22 protein-coding genes and 1 tRNA gene are annotated in these 26,944 nt (G+C 68.5%); 11 read left to right on the forward strand and 12 right to left on the reverse strand.

Annotated elements, in window-relative coordinates:
- Window positions 1-85 precede the first annotated feature (85 nt).
- The 4 genes from ABD693_RS05150 to ABD693_RS05165 all read left to right on the forward strand — a co-directional run bounded on the left by ABD693_RS05150 (window position 86) and on the right by ABD693_RS05165 (window position 4,649).
- Window positions 86-991: an alpha/beta fold hydrolase gene (locus ABD693_RS05150; RefSeq protein WP_344695950.1), complete on the forward strand. Its 906-nt coding sequence runs from the start codon at window positions 86-88 to the stop codon at window positions 989-991.
- A 10-nt stretch (window positions 992-1,001) separates the two neighbouring features.
- Entirely contained in the window at window positions 1,002-1,454 is a 453-nt protein-coding gene (nusB, locus tag ABD693_RS05155) for a transcription antitermination factor NusB (protein ID WP_344695951.1), read from the forward strand.
- Window positions 1,451-2,386: a thiamine-phosphate kinase gene (gene thiL / locus ABD693_RS05160; RefSeq protein ID WP_344697575.1), complete on the forward strand. Its 936-nt coding sequence runs from the start codon at window positions 1,451-1,453 to the stop codon at window positions 2,384-2,386. The genes nusB and thiL overlap by 4 nt, the downstream gene beginning before the upstream one ends.
- A 127-nt stretch (window positions 2,387-2,513) precedes the next feature.
- Entirely contained in the window at window positions 2,514-4,649 is a 2,136-nt protein-coding gene (locus tag ABD693_RS05165; RefSeq protein WP_344695952.1) for a sodium-translocating pyrophosphatase, read from the forward strand.
- 70 nt (window positions 4,650-4,719) lie between these two features.
- On the opposite strand, the gene ABD693_RS05170 is transcribed toward ABD693_RS05165, so the two are convergent.
- From ABD693_RS05170 to purD, 6 genes are all read right to left on the reverse strand, one after another.
- Window positions 4,720-5,865, reverse strand: a complete 1,146-nt coding sequence (locus ABD693_RS05170) for a bifunctional chorismate mutase/prephenate dehydratase (protein ID WP_344695953.1) — start codon at window positions 5,863-5,865, stop codon at window positions 4,720-4,722.
- Between the two features lie 229 nt (window positions 5,866-6,094).
- On the reverse strand, window positions 6,095-7,243 hold the full coding sequence (locus tag ABD693_RS05175; protein ID WP_344695954.1) for an aspartyl protease family protein: 1,149 nt from the start codon (window positions 7,241-7,243) through the stop codon (window positions 6,095-6,097).
- 53 nt (window positions 7,244-7,296) lie between these two features.
- Entirely contained in the window at window positions 7,297-7,857 is a 561-nt protein-coding gene (locus tag ABD693_RS05180; protein WP_344695955.1) for a hypothetical protein, read from the reverse strand.
- The gene (locus ABD693_RS05185; protein WP_344695956.1) at window positions 7,854-7,988 is read right to left on the reverse strand and encodes a hypothetical protein; all 135 of its coding nucleotides are present in this window, start codon (window positions 7,986-7,988) and stop codon (window positions 7,854-7,856) included. Before ABD693_RS05185 ends, ABD693_RS05180 begins: the two co-directional genes overlap by 4 nt.
- Window positions 7,985-8,323: a hypothetical protein gene (locus ABD693_RS05190; protein ID WP_344695957.1), complete on the reverse strand. Its 339-nt coding sequence runs from the start codon at window positions 8,321-8,323 to the stop codon at window positions 7,985-7,987. The genes ABD693_RS05185 and ABD693_RS05190 overlap by 4 nt, the downstream gene beginning before the upstream one ends.
- Window positions 8,320-9,576, reverse strand: a complete 1,257-nt coding sequence (purD, locus tag ABD693_RS05195; RefSeq protein WP_344697576.1) for a phosphoribosylamine--glycine ligase — start codon at window positions 9,574-9,576, stop codon at window positions 8,320-8,322. Before purD ends, ABD693_RS05190 begins: the two co-directional genes overlap by 4 nt.
- Here purD and xseA point away from each other — a divergent pair.
- Both xseA and ABD693_RS05205 read left to right on the forward strand, forming a co-directional pair.
- Window positions 9,575-10,945, forward strand: coding sequence for an exodeoxyribonuclease VII large subunit (xseA, locus tag ABD693_RS05200; RefSeq protein ID WP_344695958.1), 1,371 nt, complete (start codon window positions 9,575-9,577; stop codon window positions 10,943-10,945). The genes purD and xseA overlap by 2 nt on opposite strands.
- 30 nt (window positions 10,946-10,975) lie before the next feature.
- Window positions 10,976-11,185, forward strand: a complete 210-nt coding sequence (locus ABD693_RS05205; RefSeq protein ID WP_344695959.1) for a DUF2093 domain-containing protein — start codon at window positions 10,976-10,978, stop codon at window positions 11,183-11,185.
- Between the two features lie 3 nt (window positions 11,186-11,188).
- Here the strand turns inward: ABD693_RS05205 and ABD693_RS05210 are convergent, their stop codons facing one another.
- On the reverse strand, window positions 11,189-11,704 hold the full coding sequence (locus tag ABD693_RS05210; protein ID WP_344695960.1) for a hypothetical protein: 516 nt from the start codon (window positions 11,702-11,704) through the stop codon (window positions 11,189-11,191).
- 170 nt (window positions 11,705-11,874) lie between these two features.
- Here ABD693_RS05210 and ABD693_RS05215 point away from each other — a divergent pair, with 170 nt between their 5' ends.
- Both ABD693_RS05215 and ABD693_RS05220 read left to right on the forward strand, forming a co-directional pair.
- Entirely contained in the window at window positions 11,875-14,940 is a 3,066-nt protein-coding gene (locus ABD693_RS05215; protein WP_344695961.1) for a TonB-dependent receptor domain-containing protein, read from the forward strand.
- A 399-nt stretch (window positions 14,941-15,339) separates the two neighbouring features.
- Window positions 15,340-18,696, forward strand: coding sequence for a TonB-dependent receptor (locus tag ABD693_RS05220; protein WP_344695962.1), 3,357 nt, complete (start codon window positions 15,340-15,342; stop codon window positions 18,694-18,696).
- A 110-nt stretch (window positions 18,697-18,806) separates the two neighbouring features.
- Here the strand turns inward: ABD693_RS05220 and clpB are convergent, their stop codons facing one another.
- Window positions 18,807-21,410, reverse strand: a complete 2,604-nt coding sequence (gene clpB / locus ABD693_RS05225; RefSeq protein ID WP_344695963.1) for an ATP-dependent chaperone ClpB — start codon at window positions 21,408-21,410, stop codon at window positions 18,807-18,809.
- A gap of 70 nt (window positions 21,411-21,480) precedes the next feature.
- The gene (locus tag ABD693_RS05230; RefSeq protein WP_344695964.1) at window positions 21,481-22,314 is read right to left on the reverse strand and encodes a hypothetical protein; all 834 of its coding nucleotides are present in this window, start codon (window positions 22,312-22,314) and stop codon (window positions 21,481-21,483) included.
- A gap of 61 nt (window positions 22,315-22,375) precedes the next feature.
- On the opposite strand from ABD693_RS05230, the gene ABD693_RS05235 reads away from it, so the two are divergent.
- Both ABD693_RS05235 and ABD693_RS05240 read left to right on the forward strand, forming a co-directional pair.
- Window positions 22,376-22,699 carry a polyhydroxyalkanoic acid system family protein gene (locus tag ABD693_RS05235; RefSeq protein ID WP_344695965.1) on the forward strand — a complete coding sequence of 108 codons (324 nt, stop codon included), beginning with the start codon at window positions 22,376-22,378 and terminating at the stop codon, window positions 22,697-22,699.
- A gap of 54 nt (window positions 22,700-22,753) precedes the next feature.
- Entirely contained in the window at window positions 22,754-24,052 is a 1,299-nt protein-coding gene (locus tag ABD693_RS05240) for an FAD-dependent oxidoreductase (protein ID WP_344695966.1), read from the forward strand.
- Here the strand turns inward: ABD693_RS05240 and ABD693_RS05245 are convergent.
- A complete protein-coding gene (locus tag ABD693_RS05245) occupies window positions 24,049-24,753 on the reverse strand; it encodes a type 1 glutamine amidotransferase domain-containing protein (protein ID WP_344695967.1) in 705 nt (234 codons plus the stop codon). The genes ABD693_RS05240 and ABD693_RS05245 overlap by 4 nt on opposite strands.
- Before the next feature lie 150 nt (window positions 24,754-24,903).
- On the opposite strand from ABD693_RS05245, the gene ABD693_RS05250 reads away from it, so the two are divergent.
- Window positions 24,904-24,980, forward strand: a tRNA-Pro gene (locus ABD693_RS05250).
- 52 nt (window positions 24,981-25,032) lie between these two features.
- On the opposite strand, the gene ABD693_RS05255 is transcribed toward ABD693_RS05250, so the two are convergent.
- Together ABD693_RS05255 and ABD693_RS05260 are read right to left on the reverse strand one after the other, a co-directional pair.
- The gene (locus ABD693_RS05255; protein ID WP_344695968.1) at window positions 25,033-25,416 is read right to left on the reverse strand and encodes a reverse transcriptase-like protein; all 384 of its coding nucleotides are present in this window, start codon (window positions 25,414-25,416) and stop codon (window positions 25,033-25,035) included.
- Between the two features lies 1 nt (window position 25,417).
- Window positions 25,418-26,914 carry a S10 family peptidase gene (locus ABD693_RS05260; RefSeq protein WP_344695969.1) on the reverse strand — a complete coding sequence of 499 codons (1,497 nt, stop codon included), beginning with the start codon at window positions 26,912-26,914 and terminating at the stop codon, window positions 25,418-25,420.
- Window positions 26,915-26,944 lie beyond the last annotated feature (30 nt).

The following is a 26,944-nucleotide window of genomic DNA, read 5'->3' on the forward strand; positions in this document are numbered from 1 at the left end:
AACCAGCCGCTAAGGCTTGGCGTTCGTTCCGGGCGAAGCCACAAACTGGCGTTGCCTCGCCCGGCCTGATCGCAAAGGGCCGCGCATGACCGACGTCACCTTCACCGAGCATTCGCTGTCGACCGGCGTCACCTTGAATGTCGCCACCGCCGGCCCCGAGGACGGCCCCGCGATCGTCCTTCTTCACGGCTTTCCCGAATCGCATCGCACCTGGCGCGGGCTCGTGCCGTTGCTCGCCGACCGTTATCGCCTGATCATGCCCGACCAGCGCGGGTTCGCGGGCTCGGACGCGCCGCAGGACCCCGCCGACTATGTGACCGACCGGATCGTCGCCGACCTGTTCGCGCTGGTCGACTCGCTCGGCCTCGATGACTTCACGCTTGTCGGCCACGACTGGGGCGGGGCGGTGAGCTGGGCCGCGGCATTGCGTGGCGACCCGCGCCTCAAGCGCCTCGTCATCGTCAACGCGCCGCACCCGCTCGTCTTCCAGCGGAGCCTGTTCGAGGACGCCGACCAGCGCGCCGCCAGCCAGTATATCACCGCCTTCCGCGCCCCCGGCTTCGAGCAGTTTCCCGCGACGATCGGCTGGGAGGCCTTCTTCGACAAGAGCTTCCAGGGCCATGTCGACCTTGCCGCCATACCGGCGCACGAAAAGGCGGAATATCTCGCCGAATGGTCGCGGCCCGGCATCTTCAACGCGATGCTCAACTGGTATCGCGGCGCTCCGATCGTCGTGCCCCCGCCGGGGGCCGACCTGCCGCTCCCCGACTACCTCCATCGCCCCTTCCCGAGCGTGACGGTCCCGACCCTGGTCGTCTGGGGGATGCGCGACAAGGCGCTGCTTCCGCTCCAGCTCGACGGCCTCGACGCGCTCATCGACGACCTCACCCTCGTGCGGGTCGAGGATGCCGGTCACTTCCTCCCGTGGGAGAAGCCGCAAGCCGTCGCCGGGCCCCTGCGGACTTTCCTCGAAGCCCATACGGGGGCATAGCGCCCGCATCATGGCTCCCCCGAAGAAATCCCGCGCCCGCTCCGCCGCGCGCCTCAACGCCGTCCAGGCGCTCTACCAGCAGGAGATGGAGGGCACGCCGACCCCGCTGCTGCTCCACGAGTTCCACCAGCACCGCTTCGGCGCGACGATCGACGAATCCACGCTGATCGACGCAGAGATGGACTTCTTCGACGACATTGTCCGCGGCGTCACCGCCCGCTCGGAAGAGATCGACCGCACCATTACCGAGCGCCTCGCCGAGGGCTGGAAGCTCGAGCGCCTCGACCGCGCGATGCGCGCCATCCTGCGCGCCGGCACCTACGAGCTCCTCGCCCGGCCCGACGTCACCGTCGGCACGGTGATCGACGAATATCTCGACGTCGCCCACGCCTTCTTCGAGGAAAAGGACGTCAAGTTCGTCAACGGCCTGCTCGACAAGGTCGCCAAGGACGTCCGCCGCTGAGCGGCGAAGCGGCCATCCTCGACCGGCTGCGCCGACTCGCCAGCCATCCCGCCGCGCGCGGCCTCGCCGACGACGTCGCGGTCCTCGGTGACCTCGTCCTCACCCACGACACCATCGTCGAGGGCGTCCACTATCTGCCCCACGACCCGCCCGAGAGCGTCGGCTGGAAGCTCGCCGCGGTGAACCTTTCCGACCTCGCCGCCAAGGGCGCCGAGCCGGCCGGCGCGCTGCTGTCCCTCGCCATGACCGGCAATGGCGAATGGGAAGAGCGCTTCTTGCGCGGTCTCGACGAAGCCTGCCGCGCCTTCGCCCTGCCGCTGCTGGGCGGCGACACCGTCGCGCTGCCCGCGGGCGCCCCGCGCGTCCTCGGCCTCACCGCCATCGGCCGTGCGACCGTCCCGCCACCGAGCCGCGGCGGCGGGCGGGCAGGGGACGCGCTCTGGCTGGTCGGAACCCTCGGCGACGCCGCCGCCGGCCTTTCCCTCCTCGAGGCCGATCCCGCCGCCGCCGGCCCGCTGGTCGAGGCCTATCGCCGCCCGCAGCCGCTCCTCGAAGCCGGCCGCGCGCTCGCCCCCCACGCCACCGCGATGATGGACGTGTCGGACGGCCTCCTCCTCGACGCCCACCGCCTCGCCCAAGCGAGCGGCTGCGGCCTGTCGATCGACCTTTCCGCAATCCCCTTGTCGCCCGCCTTCGCCGCCGCCCGGGGCACCGACCGCGCCGCGCGCCTGTTCGCCGCGACGGCAGGCGACGACTATGCCCTCCTCGCCGCGCTGCCGCCCGGCGTCGAACCCTTAACGCTTCTTCAAGGAAACCCCGTCAGGATCGCCCGCGTCGGCGAGCTGACGAAGAACGGGGTCTTCCAGCTCGCCGACGACCTCGGCCCCGTGCCGCTTCCAGGACGCCTCGGCTATGAGCATCATCCATCCTGACCTGCGGCGGCTGAGCATCGCGCTGATCGGTCTCGTGACCGGCGGCATCACCGCGCTCCTGCTGGCCTAGACAGACCCGAATCGCCCCTTACACTCCCCTCCACAACAGGATGGGGACTTCAACGCGATGACACTTGTGCTCATTGCCATCGGCTGCGGGCTGCTGGCAGTTCTCTACGGTATCGTGACCAGCGGCCAGGTGCTTCGCGCCCCGGCCGGGGACCAGAAGATGGTCGACATCGCCAGCGCCATCCAGGAGGGCGCGCAGGCCTATCTCGGCCGCCAGTACAGCGCCATCGGCATCGTCGGTGTCGTCGTCGCCGTCATCATCTTCTTCACCCTCGGCGGGCTCAGCACCGCCGCCTTCCTCATCGGCGCCATCCTTTCGGGCGCGGCCGGCTATGTCGGCATGAACATCTCGGTCCGGGCCAATGTCCGCACCGCGGAGGCCGCGCGCACCTCGCTCCAGGGCGGCCTCACCATGGCCTTCCGTTCGGGCGCCATCACCGGCATGCTCGTTGCGGGTCTCGGCCTGCTCTCGATCGCCGGCCTCTACTGGTACCTGACCGGTCCCGGCGGCCTCAACCTCACGGTCGAGGACGATCGCCACACGATCACGCAGGCGCTCACCGCGCTCGCCTTCGGTGCCAGCCTCATCTCGATCTTCGCGCGTCTGGGCGGCGGCATCTTCACCAAGGCCGCCGACGTCGGCGCCGACCTCGTCGGCAAGGTCGAGGCGGGAATCCCCGAGGACGACCCTCGCAACCCGGCGGTGATCGCCGACAACGTGGGCGACAATGTCGGCGACTGCGCCGGCATGGCCGCCGACCTGTTCGAGACCTACGTCGTGACCATCGGCCTCACCATGGTCTCGATCGCGCTCCTGCTTCCGAACTCGGCGCTCCTGCCGCAACTGATGGTCCTGCCGCTGCTCGTCGGCGGCGTCTGCATCATCACCTCGATCATCGGCACCTACATGGTCCGCCTCGGCGCCTCGGGCTCGATCATGGGCGCGCTCTACAAGGGCTTCTGGACCACCGCGATCCTCTCGGCGCCGGCGATCTACTTCGCCACCAACTATGCGCTGGGCGACATGAGCACGGCCTTCGGCGGCGGGGTCACCGGCACCGATGCGGCGGCGAGTGTCGCCGACGCGATCACCGGCATGGACCTCTTCTGGTGCATGCTGATCGGGCTGGTGCTGACCGGCCTCCTCGTCTGGATCACCGAATATTACACCGGCACCAACTATCGCCCGGTGAAATCCATCGCCAAGGCCTCGGAGACGGGCCACGGCACCAATGTCATCCAGGGCCTCGCGATCAGCCTTGAATCGACCGCGCTGCCGACGCTCGTGATCGTCGTCGCCGTGGTCGCGACCTTCCAGATCGCGGGCATCATCGGGGTCGCCTTCGCCGCCACCAGCCTGCTCGCGCTCGCCGGCATGGTGGTCGCGCTCGACGCCTACGGCCCGGTCACCGACAATGCCGGCGGCATCGCCGAAATGGCCGGTCTCCCTGACGACGTCCGCGCCCGCACCGATGCGCTGGATGCGGTCGGCAACACCACCAAGGCGGTGACCAAGGGCTACGCCATCGGCTCCGCCGCGCTGGCCGCGCTGGTGCTGTTCGGCGCCTACACCACCGACCTGTCGCGCTACTTCCCGAACCTCACCGTCGACTTCACGCTTTCCAATCCGTTCGTGATCGTCGGCCTGCTGCTGGGCGCGCTCCTGCCCTATCTGTTCGGCGCCTTCGGCATGACCGCGGTCGGCCGCGCGGCGGGCAGCGTGGTCGAGGACGTCCGCGAGCAGTTCCGCTCCAATCCGGGCATCATGGCGGGCACCAGCCGCCCCAACTATGCCCGCACGGTCGACATCGTCACCCGCGCCGCGATCAAGGAGATGATCGTGCCCAGCCTGCTGCCGGTGCTCTCGCCGGTCGCGGTCTACTTCATCGTGGCCGCGGTCGCCGGTCAGGCCCAGGGCTTTGCGGCGCTTGGCGCCATGCTGCTCGGCGTGATCGTCTCGGGCCTGTTCGTCGCCATCTCGATGACCAGCGGCGGCGGCGCGTGGGACAATGCAAAGAAGTATATCGAAGACGGCAATCACGGCGGCAAGGGCTCGGAAGCCCACAAGGCCGCGGTGACCGGCGACACCGTCGGCGATCCCTACAAGGACACCGCCGGCCCGGCCGTCAATCCGATGATCAAGATCACCAACATCGTCGCGCTGCTGCTCCTCGCGGCCCTCGCGGCGGGCTGATCCCACGCATCATCACGGACCACGAGGAAGGCCCCGTCGGACACCATCCGGCGGGGCCTTCTTCATGCGCTCAGGCGAATTCGCGCCGCCGCTCGACGATGGCGAAGCGGGTGACGTTCCGGTCGCTTCCCTGAAGGTCGCGGGCGAGGATCGTCAGCCCGTGCCAGATCGCCGCCGCCTCGGACCCGATCGCGGCGCGCGTGACATCCCCGCCGACCGCCACCGCCCGCGCCGCCTCGGCCGTGCTCGCCACCGGCATTTCTTTCCACGAGCGCTGGCCAAGCCAGTCCGCGCACTGCCCGAGCGCCGCCGGATGGCTCGCCACTTTGCGCACCGTCTCGAGCGATGCGCCCTCGACCCCCAGAAGGTGCAGCCGCACCGCAACCTCCTCCTCGCCGACGACCCGAAGCTCGGGATGGCCAAGCAGGTCCCGCACCCCCTCGATCGGCCCGACGAGGCTGTTCTCGACCGGCACCAGCGCCAGGTCCGCCGACCCTTCGCGCACCGCGCGGAGCACGTCCGCGAAATCGCCGAGCGGAAGCAGGCGCAGCGCCGGCGCGACCCGCAGGCATGCCTCTTCCGAGTAACTCCCATGCCCGCCGAGATAGGCGACCACGCCCGTCGTCGGCGCGATCCACGCGCCCGGCTCGGCTTCGGCTTCGGCCAGCCGCCCCAGCTCGAGCACCCACGGATGGTCCGCGCGGTCGGTCGCATGCCGTTCGATGAGGTCGAGCCCGTGCGCGTCCGCCGGCGCGGCGCCCTCGGGGAGCATCAGGATCGCGTCACCCCCGGCCGCGGCGCGCCATGCCTCCTCGGCGCTGTCCGCCCATTCGACCGGCACCGCCGCCCCGTGGCGGGTCGCGGCCAGCGCGGTGAGGGTGAGGCGAGCCTCCTCCGGGCCCCACAGGATCACGCGATAGGGCCGCTGGTGCCGCGCGGAGAGCGCGAAGATCGAGCGCCAGATCTGCCGGATGTCGGCCTCGGGCACGCCCACCGCGCGGGCGGCCAGCCGCTCGACGATCCCGCGTTCGCGCGCCGGCCGGAGCGCGAGCCTGCGCTCGCCGGTGACGTTCTTCGCGCCCGCCAGCCGCTGGACGAGCGGATAGCGCTGTTCGAGCAGCGCCAGGATCTGGTCGTCGATCCGGTCGATGTCGGCGCGCAGGAGATCGACCCCGTGCGCGATGGGGGTGACGGTCGGTGAAAGCTGGATGGTCATGGGTCTTGCCTCGCCGCGCTCGCCTCGCAGCAGCGGGAGGCCAAGCGCTCAATTCAGGTGGATGAACTCGCTGTCCGGCACCCCGCAGGAATGCCGGCCGGTAAACTTCACCATGACCCGAAATCGAAGCATCGGTTCGAAGGTCCCATGCGCCGCGGACATTCCCCCGGCGTGGCCGCAGGATGTCAAACCCGCCGCCGCCGCACAAGTGGCGCCCGCGCCACAGCCGCTACAGATATTCCGCCAGCACGAAGCTCACCGCCTGCGCGGCGCCGCCACGATCGACCGACAGCCGCACCGTGTCGCCAGGCCGCCCGCCGAGCTGCCGCACCAGCGCGGCAAAGCTCGTGCCCACCACCCGGTCGCCGGCCTTGAGGCCCGCCGCCTTCGCCGGGCTCCCGGTCCCGACATCGGCGATCCGGATCTCGCTGCCCTTCTGGTCGAGCCACAGGCCCGACATGCCATAGGTCTCGGACAGCCCCTCGCCCGACGGATGCGGCTTGACCCACAATTCCTTGCGCCGGACATCGGTCGACAGGTTGAAGCGGCGGATGAGCTCGAGCCCGATCACCCCGTCCTCGGACTTGTTGACCCCGTCCTGTCGCAGCAGAACCAGCGGCCGCTCGAACCGCCGCCCGCCGAACTCGAGCATGTCCGTCCGGACCACCCGCGCGAGGCCGGTCTCGCCCGCGATCCCGTAGTTTCTCAGCGGCGAATAAGGGCGGGAATCGTCCCACAGGCCGAGCGCGCGCGCGGTGGCGAGGTGCAGCGACAGGCCGCTCGGTGCGCCCGTGTCGACCAGGAAGCGCAGCTTGCGCCCGTTGACCGTTGCGTCCGCATAGAGCCGCGCCGACTGCCTGAGGCCGATTCCGACGATCCCGTTCGCCATCCGGACGAACCCTTCGCGCGACGGGCGGCCGTCGGGATAGAGGCGCCACTCGCCCTTCTCGATGTCGAGGTCGCTGTCCATCGCGGTCAGCACCCCCGCCGCCAGCGTGCCGCGGATCTCGCCGTTGAAGCTGCTCACGCCGGTAAACGCGACCTGCTCCTGCCTGAGGCCGGCGCCGATGATGACGTTCTTGGCCAAATATACCGGGAGGTCGGCGATCCCGCCGACCCCGCGCATTCTCGCCAGCCCGCGATCGTCGAGCCTGAGCGCCCGCGCATAGTCGGTGTTGATGAAGCTGACCGATCCGCCGGTGTCGATCGCGAACGGCGCCGGCTCCGCGCCGTTGATGGCGACCAGGGTCACGAGGCGGCGCTGGGCCAGCATGATCGGGCTGACCAGCACGCGCGGGGTCGCCGCCGACCCCCGCACCGGGATGGCAAAGCCGAGCCCCGCCATCGCCGCCAGGCCAAGGAATTCACGCCGCTCCATGCTTCACCCCTCAAACACGCAGAGAAGCGAAGCCTAGCGAATTTTGCGTGCGATCAAAGCTTGCCGAATTCGCGCTCGTAACCGGCCTCGTCGCCGCGGGCGAGATAGCGCGCCTGCTCGATCACCCGGTCGCGCACGAGCCGCCCCTTGAACGCACCGAGGTCCGCGTCGAGCGCGGTGACTTCGGCCGGGCTGAGCTCGGCGATCCGCTCGAAGCGGGTCAGGCCGCGCTCGGCGAGCATGCCCGCAAGCTTGGGGCCGACGCCCTTCATCCGCTGGAGATTGTCGGGGACGCCGGCGCTGCCGGGCAGGTGCGAATGGACGTCGGCGCCGATCCCCGCGCCGACCAGGTCGCTCGCCGCCGCCGCAATCTCGTCGCCGAGGCCATTGCCCTCGCCGCCGCCGTCACGGTCGCGCGACACCGGCGTCGGCACGGCGCGCTCCTCGGTCAGCTTGGGCGCCGCGCTCGCGGTCATGTGCGGGCGGACCGGGGTCTCGGTCTTGCTCAGGGTGACGCGCTGCTTGGGCTTCCGGAAGACGATCAGGCCGGTGATCAGGCCGATGGCGACCGCGATCAGGATCATCGGCCAGTAAGCGTTCCACAATTCACTCATTCCCACTCATTCCATCCTCTGGAGGCGCGCCGGCGGTGAAGCTCGGCGAGATAGGCGATGAACAGGCCGATCGTGTAGCCGATCAGGGCCAGCACGGCGGCTTCGACGAAGACGGGCACGGTCGGGATCATCGTTGCTGCGCCCGCCTCTTCTGCGTCCAGTAATCCACGATCGGGCTCGACGGGTCCCAGCGGACCTCGTTCACGCCCGGAAGCTCGCCCATCTTCTCGACCAGCGCTCGGCGCTGGAAATCGTCGGCCGGGCCCTTGAGCACCAGCCGGCGGCGCAGCGGACCCTCTTCCATCCGCGCGCTTATCTGCGGCAGCTCGTAATAATCGAGAAGGTTGCGGGCATGCGTCTCGACCCGCGCCTTGAGGTCGCCCGACGCGCCGAGCGGTCCATGATAAAGCTCCGCCGCGCCGATCGCGGCCAGCGCGCCGAGCGTCAGTCCGAGACTCCTCTTCATGACTGCCGCTCCAGTTCGCGCCAGCCGATGTCGCGGCGGTGGAAGCCGTCGGCGAAGTCGATCGCGTCGACGCCCTGATAGGCGCGCGCCTTGGCCTCGGCGAGCGTGTCGCCCAGCGCCGTCACTGCCAGCACGCGGCCCCCGGCCGACAGCAGGGCGCCCGACCCGTGCCGCGCGGTGCCGGCATGGAAGACCGTGACTCCGGGCACCCGCTCGGCCGCCTCGATCCCGTCGATCGTCCCGCCCTTCCTGGGCGTGCCCGGATAGCCCTCGGCGGCGAGGATCACCGTCATGCTGTGCTGGTCCGACAGTTCGGGCGGCACTTCGCCCAGCCGGCCTTCAGCGACGCTCAGCAGAAGCTCGGCGAGATCGCCCTTGAGGCGCGGCACGATCGCCTCGCATTCGGGATCGCCGAACCGGACGTTATATTCGATCAGCTTGGGGCCCTCGGCGGTCAGCATCAGCCCTGCATAAAGCAGCCCCGAAAAGGGGGTTCCGGCGCGCGCCATCGCGAGCGCGGTCGGAGTGACGATCTCGGCCATCGCCCGGGCCTCGAGCTCGGGAGTCAGGACCGGGGCAGGGGAGTAGGCGCCCATGCCCCCGGTGTTGGGCCCGGTGTCGCCCTCGCCGACGCGCTTGTGGTCCTGCGCCGACGCCAGCGGAATCGCCTTGCCGCCATCGACCAGCGCGAACAGGCTCGCTTCCTCGCCCTCGAGAAATTCCTCGATCACCAGCGGCCCGCCGTTCGCCGCGCGGATCGCCTCCTCGGCCTCGTCGCGGGTCATGGCGACGGTGACGCCCTTGCCCGCCGCGAGGCCATCGGCCTTGATCACGACCGGAATGCCGAAGCCGTCGAGCGCCGCGAGCGACGCCTCGGTCTCCTCGACCCGGACGAAGCGCGCGGTCGGAATGCCTTCGGCGAGGCACAGGTCCTTGGTGAAGCCCTTTGATCCTTCGAGCATCGCCGCGGCGGCCGAGGGGCCGAACACCGCGATCCCCGCCGCGCGGCAGGCATCGGCGACGCCCGCCACCAGCGGGGCCTCGGGTCCGACCACGACGAGGTCGATGTTGCGCTCGCGCGCCGTCGCCACCACCTTCTCGGGATCGGCGGGATCGATCGCGAGGCATGTCGCCCAGCGCGCGATTCCCGGGTTGCCCGGCGCGGCCAAAAGGGTACCGCAGCGCGGCGATTGCCTCAGGCCCCAGGCCAGCGCATCCTCGCGCCCGCCAGAGCCCAGCAGCAGGATATTGATGGACGATCTCGACATTCCCGGCGGTCTCCTAGCCGAGCGAAGCCAAGGCGACAATTCGCCGCCGATGAGCGTCACCGAACTGGCGGGTGCGGTGAAGCGGACGGTCGAGGACCGCTTCGGCCGGGTCCGGGTGCGCGGCGAGATCTCGGGCTGGAAGCGGCACAGCTCGGGCCATTGCTATTTCACCCTCAAGGACGACGGCGCCTGCGTCGACGCGGTCATCTGGCGCAGCGGTGCGGGCAATCTCGCCTTCCGCCCCGAGGACGGGGCCGAGGTCATCGCGACCGGCAAGATGACCACCTATCCGGGCCGCTCCAAATACCAGATCGTGGTCGAGCGGATGGAGCTGGCGGGCGAGGGCGCGCTGATGGCGCTGCTCGAACGCCGGCGGAAGGCGCTCGCCGCCGAAGGGCTGTTCGACGCCGCCCGCAAGCGTCCGCTTCCCTTTCTCCCGCGGCTGATCGGCGTCATCACCTCGCCCACCGGCGCGGTGATCCGCGACATCCTCCACCGCCTGAATGACCGGTGCCCGACCAATGTGATCCTGTGGCCGGTCCCCGTCCAAGGGGAAGGCGCCGCGGCGAAGGTCACAGCCGCCATCCGCGGTATGCGTGACCTTCCAGAAGTTCCGGACCTCATCATCGTCGCCCGCGGCGGCGGTTCGATCGAGGATCTGTGGGCCTTCAACGAGGAAGAGGTCGTCCGCGCCGCCGCCGAATCGCCGATCCCGCTGATCAGCGCCGTCGGCCACGAGACCGACACCACGCTCATCGACCACGCCGCCGACCGCCGCGCGCCGACCCCGACCGCCGCCGCCGAAATGGCCGTCCCCGTCCGCGCCGAGCTGCTCGGCTACCTCGACGAGCTCAACGCCCGCACCCGCCGTTGCCTGACCAAGCGGTCGAGCGACGCCCGCGAGCGGCTCGCGCTCACCTCCTGCCGCTGGCCTTCGACCGAGACCTTGCTCGGCCCCAAGCGCCAGCGCCTCGACGAGATCGGCGACCGCCTGCCGCGCGGCCTGTCCGCGCGTGCCCACAAGGCCGAGGCGACCATGAACCTCACTGCCGCCAGGCTCCGACCCGAACTCCTCACCCAGAAGCTCGCGCGCCTGACCGACCAGCTCGGCGCCGCCGCCAAGATGCTGCCGCTCGTTCACCCCGACCGGCCGCTTGCGCGCGGCTTCGTCCGGGTCACCGCCGCCGACGACGGCCGCACCCTGACCAAGGCGGCCGATGCCACCGCCGCGGGCCGCCTGCTGCTCCACTTCGGCGACGGCGAGGTGGCGGCCACGACCGGCGACAAGCCCGCCAAGGTTGAGCGAAGCGCCAGGCGGTCCTATGTCGCGCCCCAGCCGAACCTGTTCGAATAGAGGCGGGTCACTAGAACGAGAGACGCAAGCATGTTGATGCAGGGCAGCGGCCGCGAAGCGCGGATCCACTACATGGCCGGGACCTTCCGGCTGCTCAGCGACGGCGACCACGTCCGCTGCGCCGCGACCGGCGTCCCGATCCCGCTCGACCAGCTGCGCTACTGGAGCGTCGCCCGGCAGGAGCCCTACGTCGACGCCGCCGCCAGCCTCATTGCCGAAGAGCGCGCGCGCAAGGCCTGAGCCTCAGGGCAGCCGCATCGCCCGCAGCGCCGGCCGGTTCGCCACCGACAGCCGGTAGGAGCCGAGCACGCCCTTCCTGATCGTGATCGACTGGCCGGGCTTGGGCGTCAGTTGCCGTGAGCTGTCCTCGAGCGTCTGCCAGCGCGCGCCCGTGTCGAGCGTGAACACGTAGCGGTCACCCGTCGCCGCGACCTGCGTGATCGTCGCGGTGATCGCGTCGACATCCTTCGCATCCTCGCCCTTGCCTTTGAGGAAGTTGAGGTCGGGCATGCTGATCCCGAACAGCGAGCGGCGCGTGCGGCGCACTTCCTCGCGATCGATCACCACCACCTTCTGGTCGCTGAGCGCCGACTGCAATTGCAGCGCGGCCTTGTCGAAGCAGGCGAGCCGGGCATTGGCGTCGGCGATGCCGCGGCAGGCGGCGATGGCCGCGATCGCCTGCGGCTGCGGCGAATCGGCAACAGCCGGAGCACTCGCCAGCGCAACGGCGGTGGCAGCGTGAAAAGCGACTATCGACAAGCCTCGTCTCCCCAGTGTGACAATTATTAAACTAGGTTGTGCTAATTGAGTGACGATAGCGGACAATCACTTGATCCGAAAAGAGCGGCCCTTGCTCGCCCCCGAAACGACCGGCAATCGACTTTCCCATCCGGTAACACGTCACGCGGGGGGCCCGCGGGGAGGCAATCATGAAGGTCACTGATTTTCGTAGCAAGCTGCTGACAACCTCGGCGGTGCTCGCGGGTTCGCTGCTCATTTCGACCCAGGCGTTCGCGCAGACCGCGCCGGCGCCCGCGCCCGAGCCCGGCGTCGCGCCGAAGGAGAATTCGGAAGCGGTCGACAAGGCCAAGGCCGAGCAGGCGACCGACGCCACTCCCGAGCAGGAACTGGTCGTCACCGGTACCCGCATCACCAATCCCAATCTTGTCCAGTCGAGCCCGGTCCAGGTGATCGGCGAGGGCGAGATCCAGCTCCAGCAGGTCACCTCGGCCGAAGAGCTGCTGCACGACCTTCCGGGCCAGGTCCCGAGCCTCAACCAGAACGTCAACAACGGCGGCAGCGGCGCGGCCTTCATCAACCTTCGCGGTCTCGGTTCGAACCGCAACCTCGTGCTGCTCGACGGCCAGCGCATCGTTCCGGTCGACCTCGTCGCCCGCACCGACCTCAACCAGATCCCGCTCGCGCTGATCGAGCGCGTCGACGTGTTCACCGGCGGCGCCTCGACCGTCTACGGCGCCGACGCTGTCTCCGGCGTCGTCAACTTCGTCACCAAGCGCAACTTCTCGGGCGTGGACCTCGATCTGGGCTCGGGCATCTCCGAGCGTGGCGACGGCCGCTTCATCCGCGGCGCGCTGACGTTCGGCACCAACTTCGCCGACAATCGCGGCAACGTGGTGCTGAGCTCGGGCTACACCGACACCAAGCCGATCTATTACGACTATCGCGACTATTCGCGCGTCGCGACCAGCTCGGCCACCGGCCTTCCGCAGGGCTCGGACACGGCGGTTCCGCTGTCGATCCGTAACGGCGGCGCGGCCTTCACCCAGCTCAACACCACCACCGGCCTCCTCGGGCCGCGCGCGAGCACCTACAACACCAACCCGCTCAACCTGCTGCAGACCCCGCTGACCCGCTACAACGTGTTCGGCAAGGCCCGCTACGAGTTCAGCGACAAGCTCGAAGTCTACATGACCGGCATGTGGACCAAGTCGAAGGTCGTCTTCAACGCGGCCCCGACCGGCATCTTCGGCAACAACGTCTTCGTTCCGGTGTCGAACGGCTACCTCGCGCAGAACATCCCGCTGCGGAACCAGCTGTGCGGCCTCGTCGACAGCAACCCGAACGTGAACGGCGTCCAGACGCTGACCCAGGCCGAGTGCGATGCCGCCGCGGCCGCGACCAGCCCGACCAGCGCCGCCTACCGCGAGTTGCTGCTCACCGCCGACCGCCGGTTCGTCGAGGACGGCCCGCGCGTCACGACCTACAACTTCAACACCTTCCAGTTCACCGGCGGCGCGCGCGGTCCGCTGACCTCGACCCTCAACTGGGACGTCTGGGTCGGTTACGGCGAATCGAACCGCACTACCTCGGCGACGAGCGGCCTCCTCGCCAACGTCCAGCAGGCGCTGCGGGCGACCAACACCACCACCTGCACCGTGACCACCAACTCGTGCGTCCCGCTCAACATCTTCGGTCCGCAGGGCTCGATCACGCAGGCGCAGCTCGCCTTCATCAAGGCGACGACCTACAACTTCGTCGACACCAACCTGACCCAGGCGCAGGCCTCGATCTCGGGTGACCTCGGCTTCGCGCTGCCGTGGGCGACGCAGCCGGTCGGCATCTCGGCCGGCCTCGAATATCGCAAGTATTTCGGCTTCAGCCGCGGCGACGCCATCTCGGCGGTCCCGGGCGCGGTGCTCGGTGCCGGTGCGGCGGCGCTCCCGCAGCAGGGCACCTACTACACCAAGGAAGCCTATGCCGAAGCGATCGTCCCGCTGATCGAGAACCGTCCCTTCTTCAACAACCTGACGCTCGAATTCGGTGGCCGCGTCGCGGACTACAACCTCACCGGCAAGAACTACACCTACAAGATCGGCGGCAGCTGGTCGCCGGTGCGCGACCTCAAGATCCGGGCGATGTACACCCGGGCGGCGCGCGCCGCGAACCTGTCGGAGCTCTACCAGCCGCAGGTCGTCGCGCTGTCGAACCTGACGACCGATCCGTGCCAGGGCCAGATCACCAACGCCGCCGGCACCAACTACAACGCCACGCTCGCCGGGAGCACCGCGCTCCAGCAGCTCTGCGTCGCGACCGGCGTTCCGCAGTCGATCATCGGGACGGGCGCGATCCCGGCGCCGTCGTCGGGCCAGATCCAGACGACGCAGGGCGGCAACCCGCTGCTCGAGCCGGAAATCGCCAAGACCTTCACGGTCGGTGCAGTGCTCCAGCCGCGGTTCGTTCCGAACTTCGCGCTGACGGTCGACTACTACAACATCGACGTCGAGCGGGCGATCACCAACCCGACGGTGAACGACATCATCAGCGGCTGCTACGGCGCGGGTAACCCGAACTTCAGCGCCACCAACCTGTTCTGCACCCTGGTCAAGCGCAACACGGCGACCGGCCGCCTCGACGGCGAGGCGACCACCACCCCGGGCCTCCAGCTCGCGCTCAGCAATCAGGGCTTCCTGCAGACCCGCGGTGTCGACGTCACGGCCAACTACCGCCAGGACCTCGGCAGCTTCGGCCGCCTGTCGTTCGCCTTCCAGGGCAACCGGACCTTCCGGTCGACCTTCAAGGCGATCCCGTCGCCGCTGAGCCCGCTGCGCGAGTGCACCGGCTTCTACAGCGCGAGCTGCCAGCCGATCCAGCCGAAGATCAGCTGGTCGCTGCGGACCACGCTGTCGTGGCTGAACGGCCTCGACACGTCGCTCAACTGGCGCCACATCAGCAAGGCCCGGATCGAGCCGCGGACCTGCATCAACGATCCGGCCCTGTCGTGCGGCCCGCTCGCCTCGACCATCTTCGATGCCTACGAGCGGATCCCGGCCTACGACTATTTCGACCTGTCGAACCGGTTCCAGGCGACCGACCACATGACCTTCACCTTCACCGTGCAGAACCTGCTCGACAAGCAGCCGCCGTTCGTCGGTAACACGGTCGGTGCAACGGCCTTCAACGGCGGCAACACCTTCCCGTCGAACTACGACGTGGTCGGCCGCAACTATCGCGTGGGCGTGAACCTCAAGTTCTAGTTCCCGGTTCAGTGACCAGAGGCGGGGGTGGACCATGTGTCCGCCCCCGTTTTCGTTGTGGGGCCGGCGTGGCGCGGGCATCACAGGCCACGGAAGCTCCGAATTTTTTTCTGGCGACAGGTGGCGTTTTGCTAACCTCGTTGAATATTTCGACGGTGACCGCGGAGGGTTAATCGCGGAAATTCAGCGTTTTGACCGTCGGTCCGTACGGGGCGACCGTTCGTCGAGCGTCTTGGCCCCGTAACATTTTTGCCACGCACTGCGACAAGCGTTTCCAAAGCGGAGCGGTTGGACTTTACTCTCTCTCGCTCCCTCCGCCATCCTAAGGGTCGCAGTGCCTCTTTTTGGGGCATGCGTGAATTAGGGGCCGGCGTCGGCGCCTAGCGGGAGAATATTCGAATGAAGTCTTACCTTCGCGCCTCGGCCGCATGGCAAGCGCTCGCGCTCGTCGGCGCGGGCCTGCCGATGGCCTTTATCGCCGCCACCCCGGCGGCTGCGCAGGACTATACGTCCGGCTCCATCTCCGGTGTGGTTCGTGACGAGGCCGGCGCGCCCGTCCAGGGCGCCACCGTCGCCATCACCTCGGTCGGTCAGGGCCAGACCCAGACGGTCACGACCAACGCCCAGGGCCAGTTCCAGGTGAACTCGCTTCCGGTCGGCAACTATGACGTGAACGTCACTGCCGCCGGCAAGCCGGCGTACAGCGCGACCAACATTCCGATCCTCTCGTCGCAGACCGCGCAGCTCAACGTCGACCTCGTCGGCGGTGCCAGCGGTTCGCCGATCGTCGTCACCGGTTCGCGCGCCGTTCGCGCCTTCACCGGCACCACGACCGGCCTCAACGTCGACGTCGCGGACTTCATCTCGACCAAGCCGCTCAACCGCGACCTCACCTCGGTCGTCCTGCTCGCGCCGGGCACGACGGTCGGTGACGCGGCCTTCGGCAACCTGCCGTCGATCGGCGGTGGCTCGGTCGCCGAGAACGCCTACTACCTCAACGGCCTGAACCTGACGAACTTCGACAACTTCCTCGGAAGCGCCGAAGTGCCGTTCTACTTCTACCGCAGCGTCGACACCAAGAACGGCGGCTACCCGGCCGAGTTCGGTCGCGCCACCGGTGGTATCGTCAACGCCGTCACCAAGGCCGGCACCAACGACTGGACGGGCGCCGTCCATATCGACTGGTCGCCCGACTTCCTGCGTTCGGTCTCGCCGAACACGCGGACCTTCGACGGCAATGCCTATGTTCCGAACCAGAACAACAAGGCGAACAAGATCGACACGCTGACCGGCGTCGTCGAACTCGGCGGCCCGATCATCAAGGATCGCCTGTTCGCTTACGGCCTCGTGCAGTTCCAGCGTTCGGATCAGCTGATCAATGTGAACCCGAGCGCCGGCACGGCGACCCGCTTCAAGCAGAGCGACCCGTTCTGGGGCGTGAAGCTCGATGCCTATCCGATCGATAGCCAGCACCTCGAATTCACCATTTTCGACACGCGCAACACCCAGACGCGTTTCGATCTCCCGTACAGCCAGGTCGGCGGCAAGGACCTCTTCGGTACCGCCACCGGCGTGACCGACTTCCCGGGCGGTGGTCTCAACTACGTCGGCAAGTACACCGGTCGCTTCACCGACTGGCTGACCCTGTCGGCGGCCTATGGCCGTGTTCGCGACCGTTTCGACTCGCTGAGCGTCGCTGGTGCCGGCAACCTGCCGCGCTTCCGCAACCTCTCGGGCGTCAATGTCTTCGGCGTGCCGAACCGCGGCTATTACAACGGCCAGCGCATCACCAGCACCGACTCGCCGTACAACACCGAGCGCAAGTTCTACCGCGCCGACGGTGACGTCCTCGTCACCCTGCTCGGTTCGCACCACTTCCGCTTCGGCTTCGACCGCGAAAAGAATACGCTCAGCCGCGTGACCGTGCGTAACGGTGGTGCCTACCAGCTCGCCAACGGCGCGATCACGCCCGCGGCGTTCAACGCCGTGCTCGGCAACGGCGGTATCACGTACATCGTGAACGCCCCGAACGCGATCGGCCCGGTGGTCGAACTGAACTACTTCAACACCGGTGGTACGTTCGAAGGCATCAACAAGGCCTACTATCTGCAGGACGAGTGGAAGCCCACTGACCGCCTGACGCTGAACCTCGGCGTCCGTCGCGACGACTTCCGCGTCAACAAGCCGAGCGGCTTGCCGCTGGTCGACCTCAAGAAGAACTACGCGCCGCGTCTCGGTGCGGAATATTCGCTGTTCGGCGACAAGTCGGGCCGCATCTTCGGTTCGTACGGCTGGTATTACCTGCCGGTCGCCAGCAACACCGCCTTCCGTCAGGGCGCTCCGTCGTTCTTCTTCCGCCAGCAGTATCAGCTGACGGGCGTGAATGCCGCGACCGGCCTGCCGATCCTCGGCGCGCTCGTGACCGACGACGGTAACTTCCAGACGGCCTGCCCGTTTGCCCTCATTCCGGGCGGTGCAACCACGAATTGCAACGTGACCGGCGACGGCGCGGACATCGCGCTTGGTCAGGCGATCTCGTCGAACCTCAAGGCCACCAAGGAGACCGAGTGGATCCTGGGTTACGCGCAGAAGTACGGCAACTGGCGCTTCGGCCTCAGCTACACGCACCGCAACCTCGACCGCACGTCGGAAGACTCGGCGATCGACGCGGCCGTGAACGCCTACTGCGCCGCCAACGGCATCACGCCGCGGGCGACCGGCCCGAACGACCTGGGCGTTCCGGTTGGGGGCACGGCCACGTGCGCGGAGATCTGGACTGGCTTCCACCAGTACGTGATCAACAATCCGGGTTCGCCGATCACGGTCAACCTGCTGGCCAACGGTTTCGACGTTAACAACCGGACCGTCACGTTCACCCCGCAGCAGCTGGGTTATCCGAAGGCCAAGCGTACCTATGACGCGCTGACCTTTACCTTCGATCGTCGCAACACCGGTCTCTTCGGAATCGGCGGCAGCTACACCTACTCGAAGAGCAAGGGTAACATCGAAGGCGGCGTCCAGTCGGACTTCGGCCAGGACGACACCGGCATCACGCAGGACTTCGACCAGCCGGGCTTCATCCCGGGTTCGTACGGCTACCTGCCGAACGATCGCCGTCACCAGTTCAAGGTCTATGGTGACCTGAACATCGGCCGGAACCTGGTGCTCGGCCTCAACGCGCAGCTCTACTCGCCGCGTCCGTTGAGCTGCATCGGCTACAACCCGACCGACCTGTTCGCCAACGGCTACGGCGCGGCGTCGCACTATTGCGGCGGCAAGCTGAGCCCGCGTGGTACGGCGCAGAAGACCGACTGGTTCAAGAACGTGAACCTCGGCGCTCGCTACAACATCCACTACGGCGACGACGACAAGCAGGTCATCACCCTCCGTGCGGACGTGAACAACGTCTTCAACTGGAAGAGCGTGACCCGCCGGTACGAGTTCGGCGATCTCGACGTCGACACCGGTGCGAACGGTCTGCCGACCGCGTACATTCCGGATCCGGACTACGGTCTCGTGACCGCCTACCAGGCGCCGCGCTTCGTCCGTCTCGGCCTCGACATCGCCTTCGGCGGTGCTCGTCGCGCGATGCCGGCTCCGGAGCCGGTGGCTCCGGTGGTCGAGCCGGTTGCTCCGCCGCCCCCGCCGCCCGCGACGCAGACCTGCGCCGACGGTTCGGTGATCCTGGCGACCGACAGCTGCCCGGTTCCGCCGCCGCCGCCGCCGCCGCCGGCTGCTGCGCCCGAGCGTGGCTAAGGCTTAGCCTAGGCCAAAACAAAGGAGGGGCGGTCCGTGAGGACCGCCCCTTTTTTGCTGCGCTGCTTCTGGGGAGGACGGACCGGCCGGGAGAGGCCGGTCCTCCGTCGTCAGGCGGCGACGGTCTCGGCCCGCTCCATCGGCGTCAGAAGCAGGGCCCCGTCGCCCTCGTCGACCCGCACCTGCTCGCCATCCTTGATCCGCCCCGCGAGGATCGCGTCGGCGAGCGGATCCTGCAGGTAGCGCTGGACCGCCCGCTTCAAGGGCCGCGCGCCGTAGACCGGATCGTAGCCGACCCGACCGAGCCATGCCTTGGCCGCCTCGGTGAGGTCGAGCGCGATCCCGCGCTCTTCCAGAAGCTTGCCGAGGCGGCGCACCTGGATGTCGACGATCGGCGCCATGTGGCTGGCCGACAGGCGATGGAAGAGGATGATATCGTCGAGGCGGTTGAGGAACTCGGGCCGGAAGTGGCCGCGGACGACGTCCATCACCTGCGCCTCGACCTTCTCGGCAGGCTCGTCCTCGCCGAGGTTCGCCAGATATTGCGAGCCGAGGTTCGAGGTCAGGATGATGAGCGTGTTCGTGAAGTCCACCGTCCGTCCCTGCCCGTCGGTCAGCCGCCCGTCGTCGAGCACCTGGAGCAGGATGTTGAAGACGTCGGCATGCGCCTTCTCGACCTCGTCGAACAGCACCACCTGATAGGGCCGGCGCCGAACCGCCTCGGTCAGCGTCCCGCCTTCCTCGTAGCCGACATAGCCCGGGGGCGCGCCAACCAGCCGGGCGACGCTGTGCTTCTCCATGAACTCGCTCATGTCGATGCGGACCATCGCGCTCGGATCGTCGAACAGGAATTCGGCCAGCGCCTTGGTGAGCTCGGTCTTGCCGACGCCGGTCGGCCCGAGGAACATGAAGGAGCCGATCGGGCGATTGGGATCCTGGAGCCCGGCGCGCGCTCGGCGCACCGCGGTCGAGACGGCCTTCACCGCATCGGCCTGGCCGATCACCCTTTTGCCGATGATCTCCTCCATCTTGAGCAGCTTGTCGCGCTCGCCCTCAAGCATCCGCTCGACCGGCACCCCGGTCCAGCGCGAGACCACGGACGCGATGTCATCGGCGGTCACTTCCTCGCGCAGCATGGCATTGGCCTGACTGTCGTTCGCTTCGGCGAGCTTCTTCTCGAGCTCGGGGATGAGGCCGTACTGGAGTTCGCCCGCGCGGCCGAGATCGCCGTTGCGCTGCGCCTGCTCGAGCTCGATCCGGTAGCCGTCGAGCTCTTCCTTCAGCTTGCCCTCGGCAGCGATCTTCTCCTTGTCGCCCTGCCAGCGCGTGGTCAGTTCGCTCGACTGCTGCTCGAGATTGGCAAGCTCGCGCTCGAGCGTGACGAGGCGGTCCTTCGACCCCTTGTCGGTTTCCTTGCGCAGGGCTTCGCGCTCGATCTTGAGCTGGATAATCCGCCGGTCGAGGTTCTCGATCTCCTCGGGCTTGCTCTCCACCTCCATCCGCAACCGCGAAGCGGCCTCGTCCATCAGGTCGATCGCCTTGTCGGGCAGGAAGCGGTCGGTGATGTAGCGGTTCGACAGCGTCGCCGCGGCGACCAGCGCGCCATCGGTGATGTTGATCCCGTGGTGCAGCGCGTACTTGTCCTTGAGCCCGCGGAGGATCGAGATGGTGTCCTCGACCGTCGGCTCGCCCACGAACACCGGCTGGAACCGCCGCTGGAGCGCGGGGTCCTTCTCGACGTGCTTGCGATATTCATCGAGCGTCGTCGCGCCGATGCAGTGGAGTTCGCCGCGGGCAAGCGCCGGCTTGAGGAGGTTGGACGCGTCCATCGCGCCCTCGCTCTTCCCCGCACCCACCAGCGTGTGCATCTCGTCGATGAAGAGGATGATCTCGCCCGCGGCGCTTTTGACCTCGTCGAGCACGCCCTTGAGCCGCTCCTCGAACTCGCCGCGATACTTCGCACCCGCGATCAGCGAGCCCATGTCGAGGCTGAGCAGCCGGCGGTCCTTGATCCCGTCGGGCACGTCGCCATTGGCGATGCGGAGCGCCAAGCCTTCGGCGATGGCGGTCTTGCCCACGCCCGGCTCACCGATCAGCACCGGATTGTTCTTGGTCCGGCGGGCGAGCACCTGGATCGTGCGGCGGATTTCCTCGTCGCGGCCGATCACCGGATCAAGCTTGCCCTCGCGCGCCGCGGCGGTGAGGTCGCGGGCGAACTTCTTGAGCGCATCATAGCGGTCCTCGGCGCCCTGCGTGTCGGCGGTGCGACCGCCGCGCAGCTTTTCGATCGCGGCATTGAGGCCCTGCGGCTGGACCCCGGCGCGGACGAGTGCATCGGCCACCGCCGAGCCCTTGGCCAGCGCCATGGCGAGCAGCATCCGCTCGACCGTGACGAAACTGTCGCCCGCCTTGGCCGCGACCTGTTCGGCCTGGTCGAGCAGCCGGATCGTGTCCCCGTCGAGCGCCGGCGCCGAGGTTGCGCCCGAGCCGGTCACCGCCGGCTGCTTCGCGACCAGCGCATCGGCTTCGCGCTTGGCGGCCTTGGGATCACCCCCGGCGGCCTGGATGAGGCCCGCGGCCATCCCCTGTTCGTCGTCGAGCAGCGCCTTCAGTAGGTGGGCGGGCGCGATCCGCTGATGATGCTCGCGCACCGCAATGGTCTGGGCGGCCTGGACGAAGCCCTTCGACCGGTCGGTGAATTTCTCGAAATCCATGAGTGTCAGATTCCCCTTATGTTGCAGGGGAAGATAGTGTTGCCCTTACGCAACACAAGCCCGCTTCGACCTACCGTCCGGCGCTTCCGTCGGGCAGCGGTGCGAGCGGGTCGCCGGTCCCGGTGGATACCGTCGTGGCGGTGCTCACCGGTGTCGCGGCGGTCGCGGCCGGCGGCGTCCGGAACACCAGCGCCGACGCCGCGCCCGAGGTCGCCGGTTGCGGCGCTTTCGCCAGAACGGGGACCGGCTGCTCGACCTTCGGACAGGCGATGTGCCCGGAATCGTCGCGCCCCCAGGTGCGATACTTCCAGCTGTCGATGTGGAACCGCATCTTGGTGTAGAAGCCGAGCCCCGCATTGTAGCGCGGACCCTCGACCTGGTGCTCGGCGCAAAGCCGGTGGATCATGTCTTCGCGCCCGATCGGAGCGAGCGGCACGAAATCGATCGCGCTCATGCTTCGGTGGACGCTTTCCGGCGCGCCGCCGGCGCAGCGGTTGAGCCCGGCGTTGCGGAAGACGCTCACCGGTTCGACCGGGCCGACCCTGGGCACCACATGGTCGCGAACGTAGCGGAGCGTGTTGACGATGTTGGGCCATTCATCGGTCGGCGGGATCTCGAACGGCTCGGCCCCGCATCGCCGCCAGTCGCTCGCGGTCCGCAGCAATTGCCAGGTCGGCGCGATGAAGGCGACGCCGCTGTTCGTCAGATACTGATGGAATTGCGTCACCGCGCCCGCGCGCCACGGCCCTTGCGCGATCCACCGCCGGTAGCCGGGCTCGTCCTGGCCCGCCTCGACATAATCGGCCGCCGGATTCCACAGCGACAGGGCAGGGGCGACCGGGGCCTGCGCGGTGGCGGGCACGGCGAGCAGGCTGGCTGCGAGGGTGAACGCGACGAACCGCATGACGCCGATAATAACGCATCGCCGGTTGAAAAGACACTGAACGGCGCTCACCTCGGCGACCATGAGCACTCAGCCCATCCACGTCGACCTGCCCCATCAGCTCGGCCGCACCGAAGCCCGCCGCCGGATCGAGGCCAATGTCGGCAAGCTCGCCGGGTTCATCCCCGGCGGCGCGACCGTCACCCACGAGTGGCAGGCCGACCAGCTCAGCCTCGGGATTACCGCCATGGGCCAGACGGTCGATGCGCGGCTCGACGTCGAGGACAAGGTCGTCCGAGTCCAGGTCGCGCTGCCGGGCCTGCTCGGCATGATGGCCCGCCCGATCGAGGCGGCGCTTCGGTCCAAGGGCAGCGAGCTCCTGCTGGAAGACCGCTCGACGAAGTGAACTGGACCGCGGCGCGGACAGGGTTACACTCGGGCCGCCAAGGAGGTCTCACCCATGCGCCACGTCGCCATCGTCGGCTCCGGCCCCGCCGGTTTCTACACCGCCGAAGCCTTGGTGAAGGGCGGTGACGTCGCGGTCGACATCCTCGACCGCCTGCCGGTCCCCTATGGCCTGATCCGCTTCGGGGTCGCCCCCGACCACCAGTCGATCAAGGCCGTCGCCAAGCGCTACGAGAAGGTCGCGCTGACCCCGGGCGTGCGGTTTCTCGGCAACGTCCACCTCGGCGCCGATGTGTCGATCGAGGAGCTGCTCCATTATTATGACGCGGTCGTGCTCGCGACCGGGGCGCCCTACGACCGCCGCTTAGGCATCCCGGGCGACGACCTGCCGGGCGTGATCGGCTCGGCGGCCTTCGTCGGCTGGTACAACGGCCATCCCGACTTCGCCGACCTCGCCCCGCCGCTCGACCAGCGACACGCGGTCATCGTCGGCAACGGCAATGTCGCGCTCGACGTCGCGCGCATCCTGTCCAAGACGCCGGGAGAATTCACCGGCTCGGACATCGTCGCCCACGCCTTCGAGGCGCTCGGCAACAGCCGCGTGCAGGACATCACCATCCTCGGCCGGCGCGGGCCGCACCAGATCGCGATGACGCCAAAGGAACTGGGCGAGCTCGGTCATCTCGCCGACGCCGCACCCGAAGTCGATGACGATGATTTTCCGCCCGCCGGGACCGACGCCATGCTCGAACCCGGACAGCGCAAGTCGGTCGAGCTGTTGCGCGGCTTTGCTGCCACCGAGCCCGACCCGGCGAAACCCAAGCGCATCCGCTTCGATTTCTTCGCCAAGCCGCTCGCGATCGAAGGCGACGGGCGGGCCGAGCGGATCATCGTCGAACGCACCGCGCTCGGTCCCGACGGGCAGGCGCGCGGCACCGGCGAGACCTATGCCATTCCCGCATCCCTCGTGGTCAGCTGCATTGGCTATGCCTCGCCGCCGATCCCCGGCGTCCCCTATGACGAGGGGCTCGGGCGCTATCCCAACGCCTCGGGCAAGATTGCCGAGCGGCTCTACGCCGTCGGCTGGGCACGGCGCGGGCCGACCGGGACGATCGGCACCAATCGGCCCGACGGCTTCGAAGTCGCCGACATCATCGCCGCCGACATCCCGCCAGGCTCGACCCGCGCCGGCGCCGCCGGGCTCGACCGGCTGCTCGCTTCACGCGGGTGCGAGCCGATCCTGTTCGCCGACTGGCAGAAGATCGAGGCGGCCGAGGTCGCGGCCGCGCGCCTCGGCTTTGCCCGCGAAAAGCTCGTCCGGGTCCCCGATCTCCTGAAAGCCGGTCGCCCTTAGGCCGCGGGCGCGGGCTCCTTCGCCTTGCTCAGCACCTCGAGGAGCGCTTCGGCGGCCGGCTCGCTCGACGGCGGGTTTTGGCCGGTGATGAGCAGTCCGTCGGTGACGACATAGGGCTTGAAGGTCTCACCCTTCGAATAATTGCCGCCGAGGCGCTTCAGTTCGTCCTCGAGAAGGAAGGGGACGACGTCGGTGAGCTTGACCGACTCCTCTTCCTCGTTGGTGAAGCCGGTGACCTTGCGGCCCTTGACCAGCGGGCTGCCGTCGGGGGCGGTGACGTTCTTCAGGGCGGCGGGGGCGTGGCAGACCAGCGCGACGGGCTTGCCGTCGGCCAGCGTGGTCTCGATCACGCGCTTGGAGTCGGTGTCGTTGGCGAGATCCCACATCGGGCCGTGGCCGCCCGGATAGAAGACCGCGTCGAAGCGCGAAGGGTCGATCGTGGAAAGGACCTCGGTCGCGGCGAGCTGGGCCTTGGCCGCCTCGTCCTTCTTGAACCGCTCGGTCGCCTCGGTCTGCGCGTCGGGCTCGTCGCTCTTGGGATCGAGCGGCGGCTGGCCGCCCTTGGGGCTGGCGAGCGTGATGGTGTGGCCCGCGTCCTTGAGGACATAATAAGGGGCGGCGAATTCCTCGAGCCAGAAGCCGGTCTTCTTGCCGGTGTCGCCAAGCTGGTCGTGGCTGGTGAGGATCATCAGGATGTTCATCGAAATCGTGCCTTCTGGGATGGGGATGGGACGGCCGGATCAGCAACGCGCCGCAATCCTTTCAAAGCCGCAGCGCACAAGAGGTTGCATCGCGCCGAACCGCCGCCTAAAGACCGCCCCGCCTTGGTTCCCGCGTGAGCGGGTTCCGGTCGGGGAGTAGCTCAGCCTGGTAGAGCACTGTCTTCGGGAGGCAGGGGCCGGAGGTTCGAATCCTCTCTCCCCGACCACTTTTCTTCGCATGCTGACATGGCGCGACCTGCATCGCGCGGGGCGCGCCGGTCAGCGGCGGCGGTCGAGCGCGATTCCCGCGAGATTCTGGTGGCGACCGATCCAGCGCAGGCGCCGCGGTGGCGCCGCTTTCGCCAACGCGCAAAACCGGTCGCGATAGCGGCGATCCAGCGCGCTTCGGCAGGGCCACACCCCGCTTGCCTGCGCGATCACGCCGCGATTGTCGCCCAGCAGATCGAACAGCGGCACCGCCAGCGATTGCGCGACCTCGAGCCCGAGGCACAGCGCCAGCCACTCGGCCTCACCGTTTCCGCCTTCGCCGAGATCGTCGAAGAAGCGGATCTCGCCCCGCGCGACGACCGCGACTTCGATCCTGCCGGGGTTGGGCCGGCAACCGCCGTCGACATAGACCTTGAGCGGCCGGTCGAGGCCCACTTCAGCGCGCGCGGATGAAGGCGCGGATGTCGCGGGAAAGCTTCGCGCGGTCCTCGTCGCGGACGTACATCATGTGGCCCGCATCATAATAATGCCAGCTGATGCGGTCCTGGGGGATGCCGGTGCGCTGGAGGCTGTACTCGGCGCCGAAGAAGGGCGTCGCGAAATCGTACCAGCCCTGGCCCACGAACACGCGCAGCCCGCTGTTCTCCCTGAGCGCGGTGCCGATGTAGGGCGCGACGTTGAGATAGGTCTGGCGCCCGCCGCCACCGCCGCCCAGTGACCAGTCCCACGGGCCGACGCTCCCGATCGACTGATATTCGCGGTCAGTCCTGAACCCGAGCGGCCCGCGCATCCAGCTGTTCACCGCCGCGGTATAGCCCGCGTCGATCCCGTAGAAGCTGGGATCATTGTCGGGGCTTTCACCCGCCGCATCATAATCCTTGCCGGTGTAGCGCGTGTCGAGCCGGCCGATCGTCACGCCGCGATCGCGCAGCAGTTCCTTGTAGAAGCGGTCGGGGGTCACCCGAAGGTCGGCCTGGTCGAGATAGGTCTGGCTGAGCCCGGTCAGCTGGGCGAGCCTGGCGCGCACGCTCGCCCGCTCCTCGGCGCTCGCCCGCGCACCCTTGAGCAGGAAGGCGGCATAAGGCCCGATGGCGAACTGCCGCGCCTGCTCGGCGACCTCGGCCGCGGCCGTGCCCGCCAGACCCTTGCCATGATAGGCGGCGGTGGTCGCCATCGAGGGCAGGTTGGTGATGTAGCCGAGCTCGTTCCCCGGGGTCGGCGAGCCGGCCGCGAAGTCGAGGATGCTCGAGATGAGCAGGATGCCGTTCAGCCCGACGTCGTTGTAGGTCTGGCCTTCGAGCTGGTTCACCACCGCCGCCGAGCGGGTCGTGCCATAGCTCTCGCCCCCGAGGAACTTGGGGCTGTTCCACCGGCCATTGTCGTTGAGCCAGCGGCGGATGACCTGCGCGACCGCCTTCGCGTCCTGCGTCACGCCATAATAATTCTTGGGATCGCCGCCCGGCAGGATCACCGAAAAGCCCGTGCCCGGCGGATCGATGAAGACGAGGTCGGTGACGTCGAGCAGGCTGTCGGGGTTGTCGAGCAGGGGATAAGGCGGAGCGCCGTCGTCGCGCGCGTCGCTCGGGATGGCCACGCGCTTGGGCCCAAAGGCGCCCATCTGCAGCCACACCGAGCCCGACCCCGGCCCGCCGTTGAACAGGAAGGTCACCGGCCGCGCGGGATCGCGCGGTTCCTTCACATAGGCCGTGGTGACGATCGCCGCCTCGGGCACGCCGTCCTTCGTCTTGAGGATCGTCTCGCCGACCGTCGCCGAATAGCCGAGCCGCTGCCCGCCGAAGACGCCCTGGTGCCGGGTCGTGACGACCTGCGGCACGTAAGCGCGGGCTTCGGCCTCCGCTCTGTCCTTGTCCTGCGCGGCGGCGCCGGCGGAGACGGTGGCGAGGAGGGCGGCGGCGAGGAAGGCGAAGCGCATGGCCAAAGCTAAGCGCCCCGCCTTCCGCGC

This window comes from Sphingomonas rosea (genome assembly GCF_039538065.1).
Classification (GTDB): domain Bacteria; phylum Pseudomonadota; class Alphaproteobacteria; order Sphingomonadales; family Sphingomonadaceae; genus Sphingomicrobium; species Sphingomicrobium rosea.

Coding starts and splice junctions, on each gene's coding strand:
- ABD693_RS05150 (WP_344695950.1), top strand. CDS start 86: ATGACCGACGTCACCTTCACCGAGCATTCGCTGTCGACCGGCGTCACC.
- nusB (WP_344695951.1), top strand. CDS start 1,002: ATGGCTCCCCCGAAGAAATCCCGCGCCCGCTCCGCCGCGCGCCTCAAC.
- ABD693_RS05165 (WP_344695952.1), top strand. CDS start 2,514: ATGACACTTGTGCTCATTGCCATCGGCTGCGGGCTGCTGGCAGTTCTC.
- ABD693_RS05170 (WP_344695953.1), bottom strand. CDS start 5,865: ATGACCATCCAGCTTTCACCGACCGTCACCCCCATCGCGCACGGGGTC.
- ABD693_RS05175 (WP_344695954.1), bottom strand. CDS start 7,243: ATGGAGCGGCGTGAATTCCTTGGCCTGGCGGCGATGGCGGGGCTCGGC.
- ABD693_RS05180 (WP_344695955.1), bottom strand. CDS start 7,857: ATGAGTGAATTGTGGAACGCTTACTGGCCGATGATCCTGATCGCGGTC.
- ABD693_RS05185 (WP_344695956.1), bottom strand. CDS start 7,988: ATGATCCCGACCGTGCCCGTCTTCGTCGAAGCCGCCGTGCTGGCCCTG.
- ABD693_RS05190 (WP_344695957.1), bottom strand. CDS start 8,323: ATGAAGAGGAGTCTCGGACTGACGCTCGGCGCGCTGGCCGCGATCGGC.
- xseA (WP_344695958.1), top strand. CDS start 9,575: ATGGACGATCTCGACATTCCCGGCGGTCTCCTAGCCGAGCGAAGCCAA.
- ABD693_RS05205 (WP_344695959.1), top strand. CDS start 10,976: ATGTTGATGCAGGGCAGCGGCCGCGAAGCGCGGATCCACTACATGGCC.
- ABD693_RS05215 (WP_344695961.1), top strand. CDS start 11,875: ATGAAGGTCACTGATTTTCGTAGCAAGCTGCTGACAACCTCGGCGGTG.
- ABD693_RS05220 (WP_344695962.1), top strand. CDS start 15,340: ATGAAGTCTTACCTTCGCGCCTCGGCCGCATGGCAAGCGCTCGCGCTC.
- clpB (WP_344695963.1), bottom strand. CDS start 21,410: ATGGATTTCGAGAAATTCACCGACCGGTCGAAGGGCTTCGTCCAGGCC.
- ABD693_RS05230 (WP_344695964.1), bottom strand. CDS start 22,314: ATGCGGTTCGTCGCGTTCACCCTCGCAGCCAGCCTGCTCGCCGTGCCC.
- ABD693_RS05235 (WP_344695965.1), top strand. CDS start 22,376: ATGAGCACTCAGCCCATCCACGTCGACCTGCCCCATCAGCTCGGCCGC.
- ABD693_RS05240 (WP_344695966.1), top strand. CDS start 22,754: ATGCGCCACGTCGCCATCGTCGGCTCCGGCCCCGCCGGTTTCTACACC.
- ABD693_RS05245 (WP_344695967.1), bottom strand. CDS start 24,753: ATGAACATCCTGATGATCCTCACCAGCCACGACCAGCTTGGCGACACC.
- ABD693_RS05260 (WP_344695969.1), bottom strand. CDS start 26,914: ATGCGCTTCGCCTTCCTCGCCGCCGCCCTCCTCGCCACCGTCTCCGCC.